This is a genomic window from Micromonospora sp. DT228, from assembly GCF_049841595.1.
GTDB lineage: Bacteria > Actinomycetota > Actinomycetes > Mycobacteriales > Micromonosporaceae > Micromonospora.
The window spans coordinates 344622-365329 of sequence record NZ_JBNCKO010000007.1 but is presented as its reverse complement, the minus strand read 5'-3'; the positions used below and the strand labels follow the sequence as shown (position 1 = coordinate 365329).

17 protein-coding genes are annotated in these 20708 nt (G+C 73.1%); 11 read left to right on the top strand and 6 right to left on the bottom strand.

Features of this window, described 5'->3' with window-relative positions:
* Nucleotides 1-4: 4 nt before the first annotated feature.
* From ACLQ29_RS17385 to ACLQ29_RS17365, 5 genes are read right to left on the bottom strand one after another with little or no spacing between them, the layout of a single operon-like run.
* Nucleotides 5-1807, bottom strand: a complete 1803-nt coding sequence (locus ACLQ29_RS17385) for a non-ribosomal peptide synthetase (protein WP_425772567.1) — start codon at nucleotides 1805-1807, stop codon at nucleotides 5-7.
* Nucleotides 1804-2847 (bottom strand): HAD-IIIC family phosphatase, encoded by a 1044-nt coding sequence (locus ACLQ29_RS17380; protein WP_425772566.1) that lies wholly within the window; start codon nucleotides 2845-2847, stop codon nucleotides 1804-1806. Before ACLQ29_RS17380 ends, ACLQ29_RS17385 begins: the two co-directional genes overlap by 4 nt.
* Nucleotides 2844-3854: a hypothetical protein gene (locus tag ACLQ29_RS17375; protein ID WP_425772565.1), complete on the bottom strand. Its 1011-nt coding sequence runs from the start codon at nucleotides 3852-3854 to the stop codon at nucleotides 2844-2846. Before ACLQ29_RS17375 ends, ACLQ29_RS17380 begins: the two co-directional genes overlap by 4 nt.
* Nucleotides 3851-5020: an acyl-CoA dehydrogenase family protein gene (locus ACLQ29_RS17370; RefSeq protein WP_425772564.1), complete on the bottom strand. Its 1170-nt coding sequence runs from the start codon at nucleotides 5018-5020 to the stop codon at nucleotides 3851-3853. Before ACLQ29_RS17370 ends, ACLQ29_RS17375 begins: the two co-directional genes overlap by 4 nt.
* An 11-nt stretch (nucleotides 5021-5031) precedes the next feature.
* Nucleotides 5032-5313, bottom strand: coding sequence for an acyl carrier protein (locus ACLQ29_RS17365; RefSeq protein WP_425772563.1), 282 nt, complete (start codon nucleotides 5311-5313; stop codon nucleotides 5032-5034).
* 116 nt (nucleotides 5314-5429) lie between these two features.
* Here ACLQ29_RS17365 and ACLQ29_RS17360 point away from each other — a divergent pair, with 116 nt between their 5' ends.
* Complete coding sequence (locus tag ACLQ29_RS17360; protein WP_425772562.1) at nucleotides 5430-6203, top strand: alpha/beta fold hydrolase; 774 nt, start codon at nucleotides 5430-5432, stop codon at nucleotides 6201-6203.
* Between the two features lie 7 nt (nucleotides 6204-6210).
* On the opposite strand, the gene ACLQ29_RS17355 is transcribed toward ACLQ29_RS17360, so the two are convergent.
* Nucleotides 6211-6966, bottom strand: a complete 756-nt coding sequence (locus ACLQ29_RS17355) for an SDR family oxidoreductase (protein ID WP_425772561.1) — start codon at nucleotides 6964-6966, stop codon at nucleotides 6211-6213.
* Nucleotides 6967-7472: 506 nt separating this feature from the next.
* Between ACLQ29_RS17355 and ACLQ29_RS17350 the strand changes: the two genes are divergently transcribed.
* The 10 genes from ACLQ29_RS17350 (at nucleotide 7473) to ACLQ29_RS17305 (ending at nucleotide 20708) form a co-directional block, all read left to right on the top strand.
* Nucleotides 7473-8030: a hypothetical protein gene (locus ACLQ29_RS17350; protein ID WP_425772560.1), complete on the top strand. Its 558-nt coding sequence runs from the start codon at nucleotides 7473-7475 to the stop codon at nucleotides 8028-8030.
* A gap of 144 nt (nucleotides 8031-8174) precedes the next feature.
* A complete protein-coding gene (locus ACLQ29_RS17345) occupies nucleotides 8175-8861 on the top strand; it encodes a hypothetical protein (RefSeq protein ID WP_425772559.1) in 687 nt (228 codons plus the stop codon).
* Nucleotides 8862-9075: 214 nt separating this feature from the next.
* Nucleotides 9076-11592 carry a TIR domain-containing protein gene (locus tag ACLQ29_RS17340; protein WP_425772558.1) on the top strand — a complete coding sequence of 839 codons (2517 nt, stop codon included), beginning with the start codon at nucleotides 9076-9078 and terminating at the stop codon, nucleotides 11590-11592.
* Entirely contained in the window at nucleotides 11589-14168 is a 2580-nt protein-coding gene (locus ACLQ29_RS17335; protein ID WP_425772557.1) for a hypothetical protein, read from the top strand. The genes ACLQ29_RS17340 and ACLQ29_RS17335 overlap by 4 nt, the downstream gene beginning before the upstream one ends.
* 3 nt (nucleotides 14169-14171) lie before the next feature.
* Nucleotides 14172-14639: a hypothetical protein gene (locus ACLQ29_RS17330; protein WP_425772556.1), complete on the top strand. Its 468-nt coding sequence runs from the start codon at nucleotides 14172-14174 to the stop codon at nucleotides 14637-14639.
* Nucleotides 14639-15211, top strand: a complete 573-nt coding sequence (gene grpE, locus ACLQ29_RS17325) for a nucleotide exchange factor GrpE (RefSeq protein ID WP_425772555.1) — start codon at nucleotides 14639-14641, stop codon at nucleotides 15209-15211. The genes ACLQ29_RS17330 and grpE overlap by 1 nt, the downstream gene beginning before the upstream one ends.
* A 7-nt stretch (nucleotides 15212-15218) precedes the next feature.
* Entirely contained in the window at nucleotides 15219-17162 is a 1944-nt protein-coding gene (locus ACLQ29_RS17320; protein ID WP_425772554.1) for an Hsp70 family protein, read from the top strand.
* A 5-nt stretch (nucleotides 17163-17167) separates the two neighbouring features.
* The gene (locus ACLQ29_RS17315; protein WP_425772553.1) at nucleotides 17168-18598 is read left to right on the top strand and encodes a hypothetical protein; all 1431 of its coding nucleotides are present in this window, start codon (nucleotides 17168-17170) and stop codon (nucleotides 18596-18598) included.
* Nucleotides 18562-20475: a tetratricopeptide repeat protein gene (locus ACLQ29_RS17310; protein ID WP_425772552.1), complete on the top strand. Its 1914-nt coding sequence runs from the start codon at nucleotides 18562-18564 to the stop codon at nucleotides 20473-20475. The genes ACLQ29_RS17315 and ACLQ29_RS17310 overlap by 37 nt, the downstream gene beginning before the upstream one ends.
* Before the next feature lie 2 nt (nucleotides 20476-20477).
* Nucleotides 20478-20708, top strand: a complete 231-nt coding sequence (locus ACLQ29_RS17305) for a hypothetical protein (RefSeq protein ID WP_425772551.1) — start codon at nucleotides 20478-20480, stop codon at nucleotides 20706-20708.

The following is a 20708-nucleotide window of genomic DNA, read 5'->3' as shown; positions in this document are numbered from 1 at the left end:
GGGGTCACACTTCGAAGCTGAGCGCGGCGGCGGGCGGCGGTCCGGTGCGGCCGGCGGCGGGCGTCTCCGCCACTCCGGCGATGACCGCCGCCTGCGCCGCGATCGTCTTGGCGTCGAACAGCTCACCCACCCGGACCGCCCCGGACCATCGGCGGTCCAGGCGCTTGTGCAGGTCGACCACCTTGAGCGAGGTGCCGCCGGCGTCGAAGAAGTTGTCGTCCAGGCCGCAGCCCCGGTGCCCCAGCACCTCGGCCCAGATGTCGGCCACCGCGCGTTGCAGCCCGGTCCAGTCGTGATCAGCGGGCGCGTCCACCGGGTCCTCCTCGCGTGCGGCGCCGAGCCGCGCGAGGGCGTCCCGGTCGAGCTTGCCGTTGACGGTCAGCGGTATCGCGGGCACCGCCACGAACCGCGCCGGCACGGCCGCCGGCGGCAGCGACTCGCGGCACAGCGCCCGGAGCACCACCGGCGACGGGGGCGGGCCGTCGCAGACCAGGTACGCGACGAGCACCGGCTCCGGCACCAGCGGGTCGAGCAGCACGGCGGCCTGGCGTACCCCGGGGTGGACACTCACCACCTCGGCCACCTCGGCCGGCTCGACCCGGTGCCCGCGTACCTTGACCTGGTCGTCGGCCCGTCCCCGGAACTCCACGGCGCCGTCGGCGCGGCACGCGGCCAGGTCCCCGGTGCGGTACAGCCGGGCGCCCGGCTCGGCGGCGAACGGGTCGGCGACGAACCGCTCGGCGGTGCGGGCCGGTTGCCCGGCGTAGCCCTGCGCCAGGAACGAGCCGCCGACGTACAGCTCGCCGACACGGCCGGGCGGCTGCTCGCGCAGCGCGGCGTCGAGGACGTGCACGCTCGCCCCGGGCAGCGGCGCCCCGATCGGCACCTCGCCGTGGCGGTGCGTCGGCGCCACCCGCTGGAAGGTGCACGAGACGATGGCCTCGGTCGGCCCGTACTCGTTGACCAGCTCGGTCTCCGGCAGCAGGTGGCGGTGCCGACGCACCAGGTCGGCGTCGCACCGCTCACCGCCGACGCTCACGTGCCGCAGCGTGGGCGGCAGCAGCGCGGCGTGGTCGAGGAGCAGCCGATAGTAGGACGGCACGCAGATGAGGTGGGTCGCGGCGTGGGTGGCGGCGAGCGCGGCGACGGCGCCGGGGTCGGCCATCCGCTCCTCGTCGGGCAGCACCACCGTGCCGCCTCGGCGCAGCGTCCACAGGGTGGCGCCCAGGCTGCCGTCGAACGACAGGCGCAGGGCGGACAGGAACGTCGGTGGCTCGGCGCCGTAGAGCACACCGCGGCAGCGGATCGAGGCGTCCAGGTTGGCGTGCCCGACGACCACGCCCTTCGGCCGGCCGGTCGAGCCGGAGGTGTGGATGACGTACGCGGGCAGGTCCAGTGGCAACGTCGGTGGCAGCGGCACCGGTGGCGCGGCCACCAGGTCACGGACGTCGAGGTGGGCCAGCGTGTCCGCGCAGGCCGGGCGGCTGCCGGCGTGCACCAGCACCCGGCAGTCGGTGTCGCGCACCACCGCCGCCAGCCGCCCCGCCGGCTGCCCCGGCTCGACCACCGACCACGCGGCGCCCACCCGTGCGGCGGCCAGCATGGCGACCACCGTGGCCGTCGACTGTTCGAGGTGGACGGCCACCACGGTGCCGGGCAGCCCACCGGCGGCGACCAGTCGCATCGACAGGTGGTCGACGGCGTCCGCGAGCGCGCCGTAGCTCAGCACCTCGTTTCCCACGACCACCGCCGGCGTCTCCGGGGTCTCGCTCGCGTGGGCGAGGATGTCCACCACCAACGGAGTCATCGGGGCACGCCCGTGCGGTCGTCGACGCGTACGTGACTGGGGCGGGTCGGGGGCAGCAGGGCCGGGTTGGCGGCGAGCAGCATCCGGTCCGCGTCACGCCGGACGATCTCGAAGCCGCTGAAGCGCAGCGTCACCAGCATGATCCGGTTGACCGGCGTGGGCACGAGCTCGGCGACCGGGTGGCGGCCGGCGGCGACCGCGGTACGCACCAGGTGGTCGAGCAGCACCGTGCCGACGCCACGGGAGACCACCCGGCAGGACATCAGCAGCAGCTCCAGCACGGACTCGGTGTCGGTGAGCCGGGTGACGGCCAGGCCAATCGTGCCGTAGGAGCCGAAGCGGTCGGACAGCTCGGCGACGGTCACCTGGTAGCCGTCGTCGCGGCACATGGCCCGCAGCTCGTCGATCCCGTACGTGATGCCGGTGCTGTTGAGCTGGTGGGTGCGGACGGTCAGCTCGTACGCGCGTGCCAGGTCGTCCTCGGTGGCCCGCCGGACGGTCAGCACCAGGTCGAGGCTCGCCAGGAAGTCGGTGTTCGGCTGGTCCCAGTCCTTCTCGGCGGCGGCGCGACGGTGCTCGGCCTGGTACATCCGCCGGCGCCGCCGCGACTCGTCGGTGACGAACGGCGGCTGGAACTCGACGCGGGCGGGCAACTCGCCGACCTGCGTGGCGTCGTAGCAGCGCACCTGCGGCAGCGCGTGGGCCACCTCGGCCCGCTCCACCGGGTCGTTGTCGACGAAGGCGAGGGTGTCCGGGCCGATGCCGAGGGTCTCGGCGATCCGCCGTACCGCCGTCGACTTGTCGCCCCAGCCGACCTCGACGGCGCAGAACATGTCGGCCAGTCCCACCGCGTCGAGGTGGGCGGCGGCGGTGTCGTGGTGGCCACGGCTGGCCACGGCGTGCAGGATGCCCCGCTCGTCGAGGGCGTGCAGGGTGCCTACCGCCGCCGGGATCGGCGCCGGCTTGTCGCCCTCCAGCACGACGCCGCCCCACAGCGTGTCGTCGAGGTCCCACACCAGGCACTTCACCGTCTGGCTCATCGCTGGTCCGTTCCGCGCACCAGCAGGGCGCTGCTCCAGGCCGCGACCGGGCTGCTGTTCATCACCAGCACGTGCCCTCCCGGCGCCACGGCGTCGGCGGTGTCGTCCAGGTTGGCGAGCACGTCGATCGGGCCGAGGTGCCCGTAGCGGGCCAGGTTGGTCGGGCAGGCGTCGTCGATCGTGACCTCCAGGGCGCTCTGCCAGAACGCGAACGCGCCGCGGGACAGGTTCTGCATGAGCACCGCCTCCAGCCGGTCCGGGGTGAGGCCCCGGGCCGCGAGGACCTCCCGGTTGAGGTCGCGCAGCCGGTTGCGGCTCTCCATCGCCAGCCGGAACGAGTAGGTCAACTCGTCGGAGCAGGTCTCCCGCCAGTCGCTGGCCGGAACGTCCCGGTAGTCGATGTGGAACAGGTCGGCGTAGCTGCCGTCGCTGCGCAGCGCGTGGTCGACCCAGCCCCACCGACCCGTCTCCCGGCCGAGCAGCAGGGCCGCGCCGGCGTCACCGAGGACTGTCATCGGAGGCCGGTAGCGCTCCTCGGTGGCGGCGGCGGCGCCCATGGCCACCAACACGTGCCGCCAGGCCGGCCGGCCGCGCAGCAGCGCCACGCCCACGTCGATCGCCGCGGACACCGACACGCAGCCCAGGTCGCCGACGCTGAGCGTGGCTGCCCGGGTCGCCCCGATGCGGGCCTGCAACCGGGTCGCCTCGGAGGCCAGCAGGTACTGCGGCGCGCGTCCCTGTACGAGGATCAGCGCGTCCAGGTCGTCGGCCGCCAGGCCGGCCCGCTCCAGCGCCTGGCGCGCCGCGGCGGCGGCCAGGTCCACCTCGGCCCCGGGTCCCGGCCGGCCGTGGCGGTCGCGCAGGCAGCGCACCTCGTCGATGCCGAGGGACAGCACGTGGGCCCGGCGCGCCTCCGGCAGCGCCGCCACCTCCGGTAGCGCCGCCACCGCCACCGCCTCCGGCGGCAGGTGGACGCTTACCGGGCCGAGCCAGACCGGTGCGGTCACGACGGCACCACCACGGGTACCGGCGTGGTCGGCGTCGCCGCGCCGCGGCGCCGGTGGGCGCGGATGGCGTGGTCGGCGAGGTGCAGCTCGCTCACCTCGTCGGAGCCCTCGATGATCCGCATGACGGTGGCGTCGCGCAGGAACCGGCCCACCAGGCTGTCCGCGTCGCAGCCGGCCGCGCCGTGCACCTGCACGGCGTCCCGGCTGACCTGGGCGGCGGCGCGGGAGGCGGCGTACTTCGCCAGGACGGTGCCGGCCACGGCGTCCGGGTCACGGGCGGCGCGCAGCCGCGCCGCGTGCCGGCAGAGCTGTTCGGCGGCGGCGACCGCGACGTGGCCCCGGCCGAGCATGGCGCGTACCACCTGGTGGTCGGCGAGGCGTACCTCGCCCTGCGTGCGGTCCACGGCGTGCCCGGTGGCGGCCCGCTGGCAGGCCCGCGCCATTCCGACGCAGCCCCACGCCACTGTGTAGCGGCCATGGTCGAGCGCGGTGCCGGCGACGTGGGACAACCCGAACCCGGCGGGTGCGACGAGGTGCGAGCGGGGGACCCGGACGCCGTCCAGGTCGAGGTGGGCCACCTGGGCCGCCCGCAGGCCGAGCTGACCGCGTACCGGCTCCCGGCGCAGGCCCGGCCGGTCGCCCTCGACCAGCACCGCGGCCGGCGCCCCGCCCAGGCGTCCGATCACGAGCAGCAGGTCGGCGGTCGCGCCGAACGTCACCCACTGCTTGCGGCCGGTGACCCGCACCGAGTCGCCGACCGGCTCGATGCTGGTGGCCACGGCGGACAGTTCGGTGCCGGCGCCCTCCTCGGTGGCGGCGAAGCCGGCGACCCGCGCGCCGGCGGCCAACGCCGGCAACCACCGCTCCCGCTGGTCGGCCGAGCCCCAGCGGGCGAGCGCGGCGGCGACCATGCCCTGGACGGTGAGCAGCGCGCGCAGCGAGGAGCACACCGCACCGATCCGGGCGGTGGCCTCACCCAGCGCCTCCTGCGACGCGCCCGCGCCGCCATAGCGTCGGGGTAGGTCCCGGGCGAGCAGGCCGGCCGCGCCCGCCTCCGCCACGACGGCGGAGGGCAGCGCGCCCGCCCGGTCCCATCCGGCAGCGTCGGAGCGTACCGTGTCGGCGAAGTCAGTGGCCTCGGCCACGACGGCGTCGTCGGTGTCCACGGCGTCCCCGCTCAGCCGCGATTCGTGGCGGCACGCTTGCCGCCCACGAAGGCGGTGACCGCGTCGATGGTCCGGAAGTTCGCGAAGTCCAGGTCCTCGGGCTCGACCTCGATGCCGAAGGTGTTCTCCACGAAGGCGATGAGCTGGAGCGCGAACAGGGACGTGACGGTGCCGCGGGCGAAGATGTCCTCGTCCGGCTCCGGAGCGTCGCCGACCACCTCGACCAGGAACGCCCGTATCGTGGCGGCCACGTCGGCCGGCGGGGCCGCGGTGGCCGGGATGCTGTCGCTCATGTCCAGAAGTATCGACACGGACATTTACCGCAGTCCATGGGATACTTCGGCGACTGCGTTCGGTGTAGCCGATTGGGCAGCTACCGCCCGTGATCGCCTGTGTGCACCATGGAGCCATGGGTTACGCGCCGGCCGGGGGCCTCGACGTCTACTACGAGGAGCACGGCGAGGGCGATCCGATCCTGCTGCTGCACGGCGCGCTCGCCACCATCGAGACGTCCTTCGCCACCCTGCTGCCCGCGCTGGCGAACAGCCACCGGGTGCTCGCGATGGAACAGCAGGGGCACGGCCGCACCCGCGCCGCGGACCGCCCGCTGACGCTGGAGTCGATGGCCGACGACACCGCGGCCGTCCTCGACCACCTGGGCACGGGGCCGCTCGACGTACTCGGCTACGACCTCGGCGCCGGCGTCGCGCTGCACCTCGCGACGCGGCGGCCCGACCTGGTCCGCAAGCTGGTCTTCGTCGGCCACGCCTTCGACCGCGACGGTTTCCACCCGGGTGTGCTCGACGGCGTCGCCCGGCTCACGCCGGCCATGCTGGCGGGGTCACCGTTCGAGCGCGCGTACGCCGCCGTCGCCCCCGACCCGTCGGGGTTCGCGGCGCTTGTCGAGCGCACCACGGCGCTGGAGACCGGCATGACCGACCTGACCAGCGACGAGGTCCGCGCCCTGGCCGCGCCCACACTCGTGGTGATCGGCGACGCCGACCTGGTGACGCCCGAGCACGCGGTACGGATGTTCCGGCTGCGCGGCGGCGGCGTGCCCGGTGACCTGGTCGGCCTGCCGCCGTCGCAGCTCGCGGTGCTGCCCGGCACCTCGCACGCCGCGCTGCTGGCGCGCCCCGACCTGCTGCTGGGGCTGGTGCTGCCGTTCCTCCAGGCATCCTGAGGGTCGGTCAGCCCAGCCCGCCGGCGGCGTGGATGTTCTGCCCGGTGACCCAGCGGGCGTCCGGACCACAGAGGAACGCGACCACGTCGGCCACGTCGGCCGGCTGACCGAGGCGACCCAGCGGGGTGACCCGCGCGGCGATCTCCACGCTCTGCGCGCTGTTCGTCGCGTGCAACAGGTCGGTGTCGGTGGCGCCCGGCGACACGGTGTTGACCGTGATGCCCCGCGCCGCCAGCTCCCGGGAGGCCACCGCGGACAACTGCTCCACCGCGCCCTTGCTGGCCGCGTAGGCGGCGATGCCCGGCCCCGGCATGACCGTGTTGATCGTGGACAGGTTGACGATGCGACCGCCGTCGCGCATGTGCCGGGCGGCGTGCCGCAGCGCCAGGAACACCGCGCGGGCGTTGACCGCCATCAGCCGGTCGTACTCGTCCTCGGACAGGTCGACCAGGGGCGCCGGCGTGTGCCGGGCCGCGGCGTTGTTGACCAGCAGGTCCAGGCCGGCCAGGTGGGTCTGGGCCTGCGCGAGGAGGGTGGCCACACCGTCCGGCTCGGCGAGGTCGGCGCGTACGGCGTGGGCGACGCCGCCCGCGGCCGCGACCGACGTCTCCACCTCGGCGGCGGCCTCGGCGTCGCTGCGCCAACCGAACACGACTGTCGCGCCGTCGCGGGCCAGCCGCTGCACGACCGCGCGCCCGATGCCCCGCGAGCCGCCGGTGACCACGGCTGCCTTGCCCTCCAGAACCCGCGTTTCCTCGGCCATGGACCGACGATAGGGCCGTCGGCGGCAGAGGGGCAGGCCCCCTCTGGCCATGCCTGATCGGTCAGGCCACCGCTCGGGACCCGGCGGTCAACGGGTGGATGGCGGCTTGTCGGCGTGACCTGTCACCGATACCAGCATGGATCATCCCACCTGGTCACCGAGGGCGGCGAGCTGCTCGCACCCGTTGATGCGGGGGCCGCGACCTCCTGCCCGCGTTTCGCGGGGTCGCCGGATCGGCACCCGACCGGGCATGATCCTCTTCGCGCCGAATCCGGCGGATCCCTCACCCCGTGCGACGAGACACGCGATGCCCAGGTCACCCGGCCCAACGACGTCTCGGCCGCGCCGCTCAGGAGAACACGTTGCACTGCACGAAATGCGGAGCCGAACTCGAACACCCCGGCCAGGGCCACACGTGCCGGTCCTCCACACCTCCGCCCGCTGTGCGGACCGCGGGTTGGCACGTCGCGACCTGGTTCACAGTCGGGTTCGCCATCCTCTTCGTCGTGGCCGCCATCGCCGCGGCCGTCTTCAGCAGTATCGCGAGCGACCGGGCCCGGCCGCTGCCCCCGTCGGATCTCAGGGCAGCGATCGGCTTCGTCCTGGCCAACCTGACCCTGGCCGCCGCCGTCATCGGCCTGGCCGTCAGTGCGTTGATCTGGGGCCGTGGCACCCGCCAGCTCGCCGAGGCGCACGGCTCCTCGGGCCGCTTCTACAGCCGCCACTGGGGCACGCGCGTCTTTCCCGCCTGCATCGTCGCCAGCGCCGCCATCGCTTGGCTGGCCGCCGACCGGACCGCCCCGGCCGTCCTGTTCGGCCAGGCGGCCCTGCGCACCCTTGGAGCCGCCGCGCTGATCGGGGGCATGTTGCACAGCCGGGCGCGGGTCCTGCGGCTGATCGCCCACGCCAACCGAGTCGGCGCCGGACACTACTCGCCGGTCGCCGGGCAAGACCCGGCGTGGCCGCTGTCACCCACTCCGACGAGCGAAGACTGGAACGCCGGCCAATGGGACCCCGAGGTGCAGCGCGACATCGAGGCTCGCCGTCGCCGCAACAGCACCTGATTCGCTCCGGGATATGTGCGAACCGGTCGTCGGCTGACCGACCGAATTATCTGACGCCAGCGGACAGGCCCCAAGGTCTACAGTGGCCGGAGTTTGCCATGCTCTACTACTCGGGGACGGTGAGTTTTCTCGGGGCGGGAGATCATGAGCGATTTACGGCACCGGAGGGTTTACACACGTTGGTTCGCCCTGCTTGTCGGGCTGGTCACCGGCGCGGTCGTCGGCTTCGCGGTTTACTGGGGGAGCCAACTGACGGGTGCGGCGCTCTTCACGTTGTGTGGCACCGTGGCGGGCGGGGTGGCAGCTCTGGTGTTCTACGCGTACTCCCGGACGATGTATCTCACCGAGCTGACCGTGTCGATCCCGAACTTCACCGATCTGACCTTCGCGGTTACTCCGTCCAACGAGGGCGTGGCGTGGCGGCTGTTCGTCGAGTCCGTCACCCGCGTCTCCATGCAGCCGCTGACCGAGGGCACCGGCGTCGTCCGGGAGACGCTCAACTCGCTCTACTCCCTGTTCCAGTCCGTACGCCAGACCCTGGTGGAGGCGGGACCGACGGCCGGCGTCGGCGGCACGCAGACCGTCGAACACCTGGCCATCGGCATGCTCAACGCCCAGATGCGCCCGTTCCTGGCCAAGTGGCACCCACAGTTACTGCAGTGGGAGAGGGTGAACCCCGACGTGCCCGAGTCGCAGTGGCCGGGCAACGCGCAGTGCCGCGCCGAGCTGGAGGCCATGCGCCTGGGCCTGCTCGACTACGTGCGGGGCCTCGGGCAGTTGGCCGGGGTGCGCAACATAGACGTGATGCTGGGTCATTCTGCGGATCAGTGACATCCGGCCGAGCCGGCGTGGGATTCCGCGCGGGCCCGCCCTTTGCCCTACATATCCGCTGTCGACGATCCGTCAGTTGAGGACGGTGCGCGGCATCCGGGTCACCGCATAGCCTGGGCAGCACTCTTGACGTTCTTGCAGAGAACCGGCAGGGGGTTGCCATGGTTACGTGGGTCCGGTGCGTGCACGTCCGGGGCGGGGAGCGGGGTCGGTCGTGAGCGCACCCGACGGATTCGACATCTTCGTCAGCTACGCCACGGCCGACATCAAGCGCGTGATGCCCTGGGTCGAGCGGCTGCGGGGTGACGGGTTCTCGGTCTGGTTCGACCAGGACCAGATGCTCCCGGGGCGCAGCATCATGACGCAGCTGAGTATCGGGCTCGACGACTCAATGCAGACGATTCTCTTTCTCACCGACACCTACCTGCGCCGCGAATACACGCAGTTCGAGATGGTCTCCAGCAGCAACGACGATCCGGCTAGCCTGCGAGGGCGCACCATCCCGATCAAACTCCTGCCGCTCACCGTGGAGCTGCCGCGCTTCATCCGCAACGTGACAGTCTGCGACTTCACCGATTCGGCGACCGTGGACAAGGCGTATGAGCAGGTCAAGCGGAGCATTCGGGACGCGTCGCGCCGGCCACGGCGCCAGCTCGACGCGGAGAGCGTCCTGGCGGCGTGCGAGGCGCCGTTCGAGCATTTGTCCGAGCCGGACGTCGCGCTCTTCCAGCTGCTGAAGGCGGCCGGGAATCTGGCCTGGTTTCTCCACCGCCGGGAGATCGGCGAGCCCGGGAGCGGCACACCGCTGGAAACGATCTTCCACGAGCTTCTCGTCTCCGGGAAGCTCCCCGCCGAGGTCGCGCAGTCGCTGACCTACATCCGGACGTTCGGCACCATGGTGGTCGGCGAGCAGATCGACCGGGCCACCTTCACCCGGGAGTCGATCGATCCCGCCCTGGCGGCGCTCGACGGCCTTGCCGACTGGGCGTTCCCGGACCGCCCGCGCCGAGGTGGCCCGCAGCGGATCCTGGCCGCACTGCCGAGGCTCGGCGACTCCGGCGAGGTGCGGCTCCCGGGCACCAGCCTGCTGCTGCGCGAGCCCGAGCTGGCCCGCACGGCGCTGGGTCCGCTCTTCGCCGGGCGGGACACGGCGGTCGGCGAGGAGATCTCGATTGTCCTGGCGGAGCCTCCGGCCGAGGGGGAGGGCTGGTTCGCCGAGCTGATCGGCCGGTACGCGAGCGTCGCCGGTTCCGAGGCGATAGTGCCCCGCGACACCGGGACCCTGAGCGCCGGTGACGGCCCGGACTGCGTATATCTGGTGTTCCCGCCGGTCCGCGACATCTCGGCGGCGGAGCTCGCGGCCCGGCACGGAGGGCGATTGCCGGCCGGCCCGGCGTACGACATAGGTCGTGGCGTGGCCCGCGTGCTGGCGCGTCTGCACGGAGCGCGACCGCCGCTGGCCCACGGCGCCCTATCGCCGTCCGACGTGCTGATGAGCCGGTACGGCTCGGTGCGGCTGCGCGTCCCGGGCCGGGACCCCGACTCGCCGGAGGCCGACCTGCGGGCGGTGTCGGCGCTGCTGCGCACCCTGCTCGCCGGCGCGCCGGAGGCGGGCGACGAGGCGCTGCCGGCCGGCGCCGCGGAGACGCTGCGACGGCTGGCCGGGTGCCGCAGCGTGGCCAGCCTGCGCGGTCTCCTGGAGGAGGAACGCGGCCGGCTGCCAGACGAGCCGGACCTCGCCTCGCTGCTGCGGGAGTTGGCACCGCCGGCCGCACCGGCCACGTCCGGGCCGGAGCTGATCGAGTCCTATCCGGTGGTCGCCCGGCAGGCCTGGCCGCTCGGCGCCGGGCGGGTGCTGGTCTGGGAGGCCGACACCGAAACGCTCGCCGTCTATCACGGACCCCGGGCGTACTGGCGTGACGACGGCTCGGTCCCCGTGCGGCTCGCGGTCACCGGTCGGGACGCCCAGGTGGCCGTCGGCGGCTGGGACGGGACGGTCCGCTACTTCGCCGACGGCGAGCTGGTCGCCGGGACCCGCCTGGACGGCACGGTCGGCGACGTGCGGTTCACGTCCGGTGGTGTGGTGGCCGGTTCCTGGAAGAAGGCGCTCGTGCACCTGACCGCGGGCGGCCAGCGGCGCGCCCTGCTTGACGTGGCCGCCGGGGTGCACCGGATCGCGGTGGCGGAGCAGAGCGACCGGTTCGCGGTGGCGGACCTCTCCGGGAGACTGGCCATCTACCACGGCGAGACGCGGGTGCGGGACTGGCAGCGATTCGGATCGATCGCCGACATCGCGTACGCCGGCTCCCGGCTGGTGCTGCTCACCGAGGACGGGCTGACCGGGATGGGCGTCGACCACCGGACCGACGCGGTCGAGCCGAAACCGGGTGCGCTGCGGCTGCTGGCGGGCGCCGCCCCCGGGACCTGCCTGCTGCTGGTGGCGGCCGACCCGAACCGGCTCCTGGCGGCGCGGCTCGAAGCCTGGTCGATCGACCAGGGCGACAGGCACATCCTGCACACCACCTTCCCGGCCGGCTACCGGATCGGCTCGGCCTGCGACGTGCCGGGCCGGTACACGGCGGACCTGCCGGATGGCGGCTGCGCCTACTGGCGCGACGGCGCCGAGCGGCAGGTCTGGCCGGACGCGCTCGCCGCCACACTGACCAAGGACGGGCGGCTGCTCGCGGTGTGCCTGCCCGGCCGGGTCGAGCTGTACGCGGAGCACGAATGACGGCCCCCGCCACGCTGCGCGCCGCCCTGGACCGGCTGCGGACGATGGGTGACAGCCCCCGGGTGATGATCGCGCGGGCCGAGGCCGAGTTCCGGCTCGGGGTGCACCCGGAGACGAACGCCGGCGAGGGGATCGAGCTGCTGCGCTCGGCGGTGCGGCACGACCCGTTCCTGGCCAAGGGATTCCTGCACCTGGGCCTGCGGCTGCACCGGGCCGGGCGCTTCCGTGCCGCGGTGCCCGAATACCTCGCGGCCCTCGAACTGGCCCCGGCCAGCCGCCGCGTCCACCTGCTGCTCGCCGAGGCGCTGCTCGAACTGGGCAAGGCCGAGCAGCAGGCAGGCGACGAGCTGATCGCGGCGCTGGCCGCGCGCGAGCCGGAGCGGCTCAAGGCCGCCGTGGCGGAGATCGGGGGCGTCCTCACCGGCGGTGAGCCGGACGCGGAGGCGGAAGCCGCCGTGGAGAACGAGAAGGAGAAGAAGAAGCCCCGCAGACGCGCCAAGCCGCCCACCGACCTGACCGGGGTGTGGCAGGTCTGGCTGTTGGCCCAGCTGAGCCGTGCCGCGAAACGGGCCCAGCCGGTCGCGTGTCTGAAGGCCGGGGCCACCCGGATCGGCGTGGACGGCCCGGCCGACGTGGCACTCGGCTGCCTGATGCTGTTGCTCTCCGGCGACCCGCCCGCCGAGGTGCGCAAGGAGATCGCTGCCGCCGGCGTGGACCTCGAGTCGGGGGACGACCCGGCGCTGCGGGCGCTCGCGGCGGCACTGGAACTGGCCGAGGCCCGCGACCCGGTGCTGTTCGTCCGGGGCGCGTCGGAGCACCTGCTCGCCGGGGTGCTGCCGGTCGCGGTGGTGTGCGCGCTGCACTACCAGCGGTTCGGGCCGTCCGCCGCGGTCAAGGTGACCGACGCTCTGCGGCTGCTCGACGTCTACCCGCCAGCGGTGCGGGATGACCACTGGTTCCAGGAGCTGCGCATCGCCGTGCTCGACGGGTACGCCGCGCGGGCCTGGACCGACGGCGCGCTAAGCCAGGCCAGGCTGCTGTGGCGGGAGACGGTCGGGCTGGACCCGTACCGGGTGCCGGTGGCGGTCAACCTGGCCCTGGTCGCGGCCCGGATGAAGGCCGCCGAGGAGTACGGGCCGGCCTGGGAGCGCCTCTTCGAGCTGACCTATCTGCTCGCCGGCGGGGTGGGCGACGTGCAGCTGCTGCTGGACGAGCGACGCGACCTGCACCTCGCGTTGACCCGGCAGAGCTGGCAGCGCCACTGCGGATCCGCCCCGCCGAGCGGTACGCCCACCGAGGAGGACCTCGACGCGTGGGTGGCGGACGGGGACGCGCTCGCCGTCTGGCTGCGGAACTGGGACAGCTACTACCTCAACGCCCGGCTCTCCTTCCGCTCCCCGATCCACCTGCTCGGGACGGCGCGCGACGTGGGCGCCGACGAGCTTGCCGAGGCCCGCGACGCCCTGATCGCGCTCGCCGACACGGCGGTCGTCGGGCGTGACTGGGCCGGCGGCAAGGCCTTCCGCGAGCTGGTCGCGGGGCTCGCCGAGGACGCGTACGCCCAATCGGCCGATCCGGCGGACCGGGCCCGGGACCGGTACTACGAGACCGAGAAGCCTCGGGCCGACCGGCTCGCCGAGGAGCTGCTGCAGCGGACCCTGGTGCTGATCTCGCTGCTCCGGGCGCTGGGCCGGGTGCCGGTCGAGGCGGCGCGGGAGGGACAGGCGGCGGCGGTGATCCGGCACCAGCGCAACCTTCCGCGGCGGATTCTGCAGTCGATCTTCGTCAACCGGGGCCTGGTGCAGGACGACATCGAGGTGGCCGAGTACGTCGAGCAGCGGGTGCTCGAACTGGCCGACATCTGGTCCCGCGCCGAGCCGTCCACCGACGCCGACCGACACCGGCAGGTCGCCCGCCTCGCGGAGATCGTCGAGGCGCAGCCGGACCGGCTGGCCCTGCGGGCCGTGTACTGCGACGCGCTCCTTCAGGCGAAGCGGCCGGGAGAGTGCTACCGCGCCGCGGTGGCCGCGCTGGAACAGCCGTCGGCGGACCCGCCCGCCGACGTCGAGCACTACCGGACGGTACTGACCGCGCTGATCGACCGGGTCGGGTACGAGGACATCCCGGAAGAGGCGCTGCGCCCCGGCGACATGGCCTCCGCCGAGCTGGCCGTCCAGCGGATCAGTCAGTCGATGGAGCGATATCCGGCCAGCGGAGCGCCGTATGTGTTGCTGGCCTCGTTCCTGCTCCAGATGGGCGGCGAGCAACGGCAGCGCAGAGCGGCGCGGGTGCTTGTCGACGGCATCCTCGGGGCACCGGCCGAGGAGACGCTGCCCCAGATGTGGCGGATGCTCGACGACATTCCGCGGCCGATCCTCACCGGCGTGGCGACGTCCGCCTGCGCCCGGTTGCGCGGAAAGGTGCTGGATCGGCTGCGGGCCGGGGGCGGGCCGGAGTTGCTGGACCAGGCGACGAGATGTCGCGAACTGGCCCGGCGGTGTGGGCTCGACGGCGAGCTGGCCGCGTTCGACCGACTCCTGGCCCAGCTCGGCCGGCGGCGGGACGGAGGGGAGTAACAGATGTTCATGATCGATCTCGACGGCTCGTCGCCCTACACGCTGCTCGGGGTGGCGCCGACGGCGACCATCGCGGAGATCCGCACGGCCCGCGACGAGCTGATCAACCGGCTGCGCACCGAGGCCCGCGGGGCGAGCGACCCGGCCCGCAAGGAGGAGCTGGAGGAGAAGCAGCGTCGGATCAACGCCGCCGCCGACCCTCTGGTCCGGCCGGCCCGCCGGGAGGAGTTCGACCGCGAGCACCCGGAACTGCGCACACTTACCGTCCGCTCGGCGGCCGCGCCGTTCTTCACCGACCCGGCACACCGCACCGACGTGCTCTACCGGGTGCTCTTCGCGCACCTTACCGCCCGGGGGGCGCGGCTGCGCCCGTCGTCCGACCTGTACCGCACGGGCTTTACCTCGGACGAGACGCCCAACCAACTGCTCGACGAACTGCTCGACGACCCGACCGCCCAGCGGAGGCCATGATGCGACGACCCAGCCGATCCGTCGAGCCGGCACCGGCGACCGCGGACCTGACCGAGCGCCTGGACCAGATCCACAGCCTGCTGGAAGAGGTGGCCGAGGACAACACGGCCCTGGTCGCCCGGCTGGACCAGGCCGGTCAGAAGCAGGCCGGCCAGGCCGGGGACGCGCTGCGCGAGATCGCGGCGCTCCGCTCCGACCTGAGCGGGCAGCTGGCCTTCCGAGCGTTGCGCGACCTGGCCACCGAGCTGATCGGGCCGCTCAGCGCGATCGACACCATGCTGCAGGGGGCCGACTTCTCCGACCCGGTGGCCACCGAGGGGCACGTCCGCAGCCTGTCGCTGACGCTCTCCGGCGTGCTGTCGCGCCTCGGCGCCGAGAAGGTGCCGATCGACGTGGGCGCCGAGCTTTTCGACCCGAGCCGGCACCGCTGCGTCAGCACGGTGAAGCCGGCCGAATCGTCCTTCCCCGACGCGCCGCCGCGCACCGTCGTCCGCATCGTGCAGGACGGCTACCTGCTGCACGGGCGGCCACTCACCCCGGCGACCGTCGAGATCCAAGCCGGCGACGAATAGGAGAACCATGCCATTCCACAAGGTGATCGGCATCGACCTCGGCACCACCTACTCGGCCGTGTCCATCTGGGACGGCAAGGACGTGCGGATCATCGAGACCGCGTTCGGTCTCAGCACCGTTCCGTCGGTGGTCGGGCTGGACGCCGACCGCGCGGTGATCGTCGGCACGCCGGCCCAGAACAACCTGGTCAGCGATCCCACCAACACGGTCATCGAGGTCAAGCGGGAGATGGGCACGTACGAGGTGGAGCCGGCCAACCCCGGCGACCCCGGCGTGCCCCGGCGGATCAGGTTCCGCGGCCGCGAGTACCTGCCGCAGGAGATCTCCGCCTTCATCCTGATGGAGCTCAAGCGGCAGGCCGAGAACATCGTGGGCGAGCCGATCCACGACGCGGTCATCACCGTGCCGGCGTACTTCAAGGATCCGCAGCGCGGGGCCACCGAGGATGCCGCCCAGATGGCCCGGCTGAACGTACGCATGCTGCTCAACGAGCCCACCGCCGCGGCCGTCTGCTTCGGCGCCGACAAGATCGACGACGACCAGACCCACACGTACGCCGTGTACGACCTCGGCGGGGGCACCTTCGACGTCTCCATCGTGCAGGTCAGTCCCGGCAACGTCAGCGTGGTCGGCACCGGCGGTGACGCTCGGCTCGGCGGGGGCGACTTCGACGACCGGATCACCGGGTACGTGCTGCAGCAGATCCACAAGCAGCACGGCGTCGACCTCACCGGCGACCCGGCGGTCTGGCAGCGGGTCAAGCGGGAAGCCGAGATGCGGAAGCGGGAGCTCTCCGTCGCCAACACGGCCACGCTGAACCTGCCGTTTCTCACCCCGACGCTGAGCGTCAACATCCCGTTGAGCCGGGCCGTCTTCGAGAGCCTGATCAGCGACCTGCTGCAGCGGTCGCTGAAGTGCCTGGACGAGGCGATCGAGTCGGCGTACCAGAGCCAGGGGATCGAACGCGACGACATCGAACAGGTGTTGCTCGTCGGCGGCTCCACCAAGATCGCCTGCGTCCGGAACCTGCTCGCCGAGCACCTCGGACTGGAGCCGAAGGACATCCGCGCGGACCTCAAACCGGACGAGGTGGTGGCGCGCGGCGCCGGGATGGTGGCCCGCGACTACACGCCGTCCGAGTCGTACGGCGGCGAGGAGATCGCGATCGACCTGAGCGAGGACCGCCCGGCGGCCAGCGAGGGCGCTCTGGTGTTGCAGGACGTCACCAGCCACACGCTCGGCATCCTGGCCAACCGGGCGGACATGGTGCCGATCCTGGAGAAGGACAGCCGGATACCGAGCGAGGCCACCAAGGACAACTTCACAAACGGCGCCGGCGCCAAGGAGATCGACGTCCTGATCTTCCAGGGTGAGCACCCGGTGGCCTTCGAGAACGACCTCATCGGCACGCTGCCGATCGTCCTGCCCGAGGCCAAGGAGCAGGGCTACTACCAGTTCGCCGTGACCTTCTCGCTGGACGTGCACGGGCTGCTCAAGGTCGCGGTGCGGGGCCTGCCGGACAACCAGGTGTGGCAGACCGAGCTGCAGTGCAACGTACGGGCCTCCAGAGAGCAGATCGAGAAGAGCAGCGAGCATCTCACCGCGGTGATGGCCCGCGTCACGACCGAGGAGCCGCCGCCCACGACCACCACCCTGCCCAAGCCGCGCACCAACCTGCCCAAGCCGTCGGACAGCGGCCTGCCCAAGCCGCCGGGCGGCCGGCCACCGGCGAGCGCCGAGCCCCTCCCGCCGCCGCCCGCCGAGACCCCGGACGAGTTCAAGTCCACCGCCCGCCGCGTCTACAAGCTCGTCCCGCAGCTCGACCCGCTCGGCCGGGAGCAGCTCACCGAGAAGTACCGCGCCTTCGTCGCCGCCGTGCAGTCCGGCTCGCCCGACGTGGAGGACCTCGGCGACGAGCTCTACGACCTGTACCGGGAGCTGAGGGGGTAACCCAGGTGGAAGCCCCGAAGGGGATCCGGCTCGGCGAGCCGCTCGGCGTCACCGACCGCGGGTCGCTGTGGCGCGCGTACCGCGAACCGGAGCAGCCCCGGATCATCAGGTTCGTCGACCAGCGGTTCAGCGACCGCCAGTTCCGGGACGCGCTCGCCGTGCTGCGGCGGCGCGAGCACCCGCGGATGGCGCCGATCGCCGGGTACGGCTTCTCCGGCTCCCACTACTACGTGGAGTACGAGGCCGGCGCGGAGTGCCGGACGCTGGAGGAGGGCATGTCGGCCGCGCCGCACTGGCGCGACCGGCTGCTTCTGCTGCGCCAGGTCTGCGACGTGCTCCCGCAGTGGCTGGCCGGCCCGGTCCGGCCGCTCGGCCTGAACCTGCGCAACATCGTGCTGCGGCGCACCGCCGGTCGGTGGTATCCGTGGCTGCTGCCCTGCCCTCCGGTCAGCTTCCCCTCACCCCGCGACCTGCTCGGCGTCGACCGGCACGTGTTGGCCGCGATCGCACCGGAGGCCGTCCGTGGCATCCACGCCGATCCGCGGGCCCAGGACTGGTATGCCCTCGGCACCCTGGCCGCGCAGGCCGCCGGCTGTGCTCCGGGCGAGCCGGCCGGCGACGACGCGGTCACCGACCAGGCACGCAACGCGCTGCTGCATCCCGCCGCCGGGACCAGCGAGATCCCCGCCTTCCTGGAAGCGTCCGCCGAGGTGCGGTCGCTCTTCGAGGTGGTCCGGCACTACCGGTTCGCCGACCCGGCCGTACGCCCCGCCGAGGTGAATGGCCTGCAGGCGGCGATCGACGCGGTCACCGACGTGCTCGCCCTCGCCGAGGCGCGCCGCAGCGCCAACCCCGACCATGCCGTCGAGATGCTCTCCTGGCTGCGGCGCGACGAGGGCGGCCGGTACCTGCGGGGCGCGCTGCTCGCCGCCGAGGTCAGCGCCGAGCTGGGCGACGTACGGCGGGTCCGGGACCTGGTCGGCGAGGTCCTCGATGTCCTGCCCGGACACCTGCCCGACGCCCGGCGGGCCCGGCGGCTGCGGGCCGACGCGCTCTGGCAGCTGGCCGAGCAGGCGGATCCGCCACCCGGCCCGGACGACCCGGCGAGCCGGGAACTCCTCGACGACCTCGACGCGCTCAAGAGCGACCGGGACGCCGGGACCGACCCGTACCTGCGGGCCGCCCGGCTGTACCGGCGATGGCACCAGCCGAGCCGGGCCGCCGACGAGCTGTACGCGGCCGCCGAGGCCGACCCCAGCGATCTGGAGGTGCTCCGGCTCTATCGGGAGTGCTGGCTCGAGCTGGGCGAGCAGGCGAACGCCGACGAGGTGTCGAAGATCGGGCACCACCGCGCCGACCGGATGCGGGCCGTGGGAATGCTGACCGAGACGGAGGCGCAATGGTGGCACGAGGCATTCGACCGGCCGCTGTCCTGATCGCCGCGCTGATCGCCCTGATCGTGATCGGGTCACCGGCCGCGGCTGAACCCACCCCGGGCGGTCCGGTCACGGTGACCGTTCCGGAGGGGCAGAAACTGGAGCCGGGCGAGTACCCAGCGACCGTGCGCAGCGGCGACAAGGACATCAACGTCACGATCGTCGTGCCACCCGGGGCCGCCGGCCAGGCGGAGGGCCAGACCGGCGCCACGACCACCGGGCCGGCCGCCGGCGGCGGCGCGGCCGAGGACACGGAGAACTCCGCGGGGATCGGGCAAACCCTCCTGATCGGCGTGGTGCTGCTCCTGGTGGCCGTCGGCGGCGCGATGCTCTACCTGCGGGTGCTGGCCCCGCGTCGGTACCTGCGGCCCTACCTCCAGGCGCTCGCCCAGATCCAGGCCAAACGGTACGACCTGGCCCTGCCCGCGCTGACCCGGCTCGAGGCGACCCTGCCCGAGCAGGCCCGCGCCGAGGCCCGGTTCTTCATCGCCTTCGCCATGTACCGCCTCGACGACCGGCGGGCCGCCGAACACCGCCTCGCCGAGCTGCACCGGGAGGACCCGGCCAACGTCGAGGCGGCGTACCTTCTCGCCCAGCTGCGGGCCGACCGCCGTGACTTCGACGGGGCCGAGGCCGTGCTCGACCGGCTCGACCCGGCCGTCCGCGAAGCCCCGGGCAACGTGCGCAAGCTCTACGGCGTGGTCACCGCGCAGCGGGCGTTCGCGGCGTTCCGGGACGGCCGCGTCGACGCCGCGGCCGAGCTCTTCGAGAAGGTCGAGCGGCTCGACGACTTCGCCGAACACGTCCCGGTCGACCTGCGCAACCGCAACATTCTGGTCGGCACCAAGGCCCTCTTCGAGAAGGACGTGCCGGCCGCGCGCGAGCAGTTCGAGTCGCTGCTGCGGGCCGCCGGCCGGATCGACGGCACCCAGCGCGGACCGCTGCTGGCCTCGGCCGAGCTGGGCCTGGCGCTCAGCACCTGGCTGGCCGACGGCACACACTCGGCAGCCGAGACCGAGCGGCATCTGGTGGCCGCGCTGGCCCTGCTGAATCCGGCCGAGGCGCTGACCGCCACGTGGCCGCCGCAGTCCGCCGACCCGGGCCTGACCGCCCGGATCGAGGAGATGATGATCCGGGCCAACCGGCCGGCCGAGGAGATCGAGGCCGAACGTACCCTGCGCGACATCCACTTCCTGCGCGGGATGGCGGTGCTGCGCGGCTGGGCCGAGGCCGACCCGCGCTACGCCCAGTCCGCCGCCCGCGACTACATCGACCGGGCCCTGCAGCGGTTCGCCCGCGCCCGGGAACTGGACCCCGAGTTCAGCGACGTCTACGTGGTGGTCGGCCTGCTGCGTTACTACCTGGCCGAGAGCGAGACCGACTCCCGGGCCGCCGTGGCCGTGCTGCGCGAGGCGCAGAAGCTGGGCACCCGCGATCCCGAGGTGCTCCAGATCCTCAACCACGACGAACGGGCCCGCCGGGCCAACCGCGACGCGGCCGAGACGTACCTGCAGATCCTCGACCGGTACGTGCAGGACTCGACGGTTCGCGAGCAGGTACGCGAGGCGCTGCTGGCCCGGATGTCCCGGTACGGCAAGGTGCGCGACTGGGACACCCGGCCCGCGCTGATCGGCAAGCGGGTGTCGACCCCCACCGTGGCCGAGATGCACACCCGGTCCGAGCTGCTGATGGCCCGGATCAACGACCTCGTGCAGAACCAGGCGGGCAGCGCCGACCTCAGCGGCGCCCGGCAACTGACCGTGAGCATCGAGCAGCGCAGCCGGGAGATCGCCGAGTACGCCCGGGCCATCGAGGACCAGGAGGCCGAGCTGCTCGCGCTGCTCGGCGACAAGCTGCTGAGCGAAGTGGAGACGTGACCATGACGGCACTGTGGCGGCGCCGGCAGCGACTGACCCCAGCCGACTGCCTGCGTACCCTGCCTGATCCGACGTTCGACATCGCCGCGCTGACACCCGGCGACGAGCTGCGCGGCGCGGAGCTGCGCCGGTCCGTGCTCCTGATCGCCCAGCTCGACCACGTCAGCGAGACGGCGCAGGTCCGCGGGGTTGTGGTGAATGTCCGCGGCGCGGTTCCGCCGGTGGGGGACTGA

Bases quoted from the DNA above. Each gene is read 5' to 3' on its own strand.
- ACLQ29_RS17385 (WP_425772567.1), bottom strand. From the start codon at position 1,807: ATGACTCCGTTGGTGGTGGACATCCTCGCCCACGCGAGCGAGACCCCG.
- ACLQ29_RS17380 (WP_425772566.1), bottom strand. From the start codon at position 2,847: ATGAGCCAGACGGTGAAGTGCCTGGTGTGGGACCTCGACGACACGCTG.
- ACLQ29_RS17365 (WP_425772563.1), bottom strand. From the start codon at position 5,313: ATGAGCGACAGCATCCCGGCCACCGCGGCCCCGCCGGCCGACGTGGCC.
- ACLQ29_RS17360 (WP_425772562.1), top strand. From the start codon at position 5,430: ATGGGTTACGCGCCGGCCGGGGGCCTCGACGTCTACTACGAGGAGCAC.
- ACLQ29_RS17355 (WP_425772561.1), bottom strand. From the start codon at position 6,966: ATGGCCGAGGAAACGCGGGTTCTGGAGGGCAAGGCAGCCGTGGTCACC.
- ACLQ29_RS17345 (WP_425772559.1), top strand. From the start codon at position 8,175: ATGAGCGATTTACGGCACCGGAGGGTTTACACACGTTGGTTCGCCCTG.
- ACLQ29_RS17335 (WP_425772557.1), top strand. From the start codon at position 11,589: ATGACGGCCCCCGCCACGCTGCGCGCCGCCCTGGACCGGCTGCGGACG.
- ACLQ29_RS17330 (WP_425772556.1), top strand. From the start codon at position 14,172: ATGTTCATGATCGATCTCGACGGCTCGTCGCCCTACACGCTGCTCGGG.
- grpE (WP_425772555.1), top strand. From the start codon at position 14,639: ATGCGACGACCCAGCCGATCCGTCGAGCCGGCACCGGCGACCGCGGAC.
- ACLQ29_RS17320 (WP_425772554.1), top strand. From the start codon at position 15,219: ATGCCATTCCACAAGGTGATCGGCATCGACCTCGGCACCACCTACTCG.
- ACLQ29_RS17310 (WP_425772552.1), top strand. From the start codon at position 18,562: ATGGTGGCACGAGGCATTCGACCGGCCGCTGTCCTGATCGCCGCGCTG.
- ACLQ29_RS17305 (WP_425772551.1), top strand. From the start codon at position 20,478: ATGACGGCACTGTGGCGGCGCCGGCAGCGACTGACCCCAGCCGACTGC.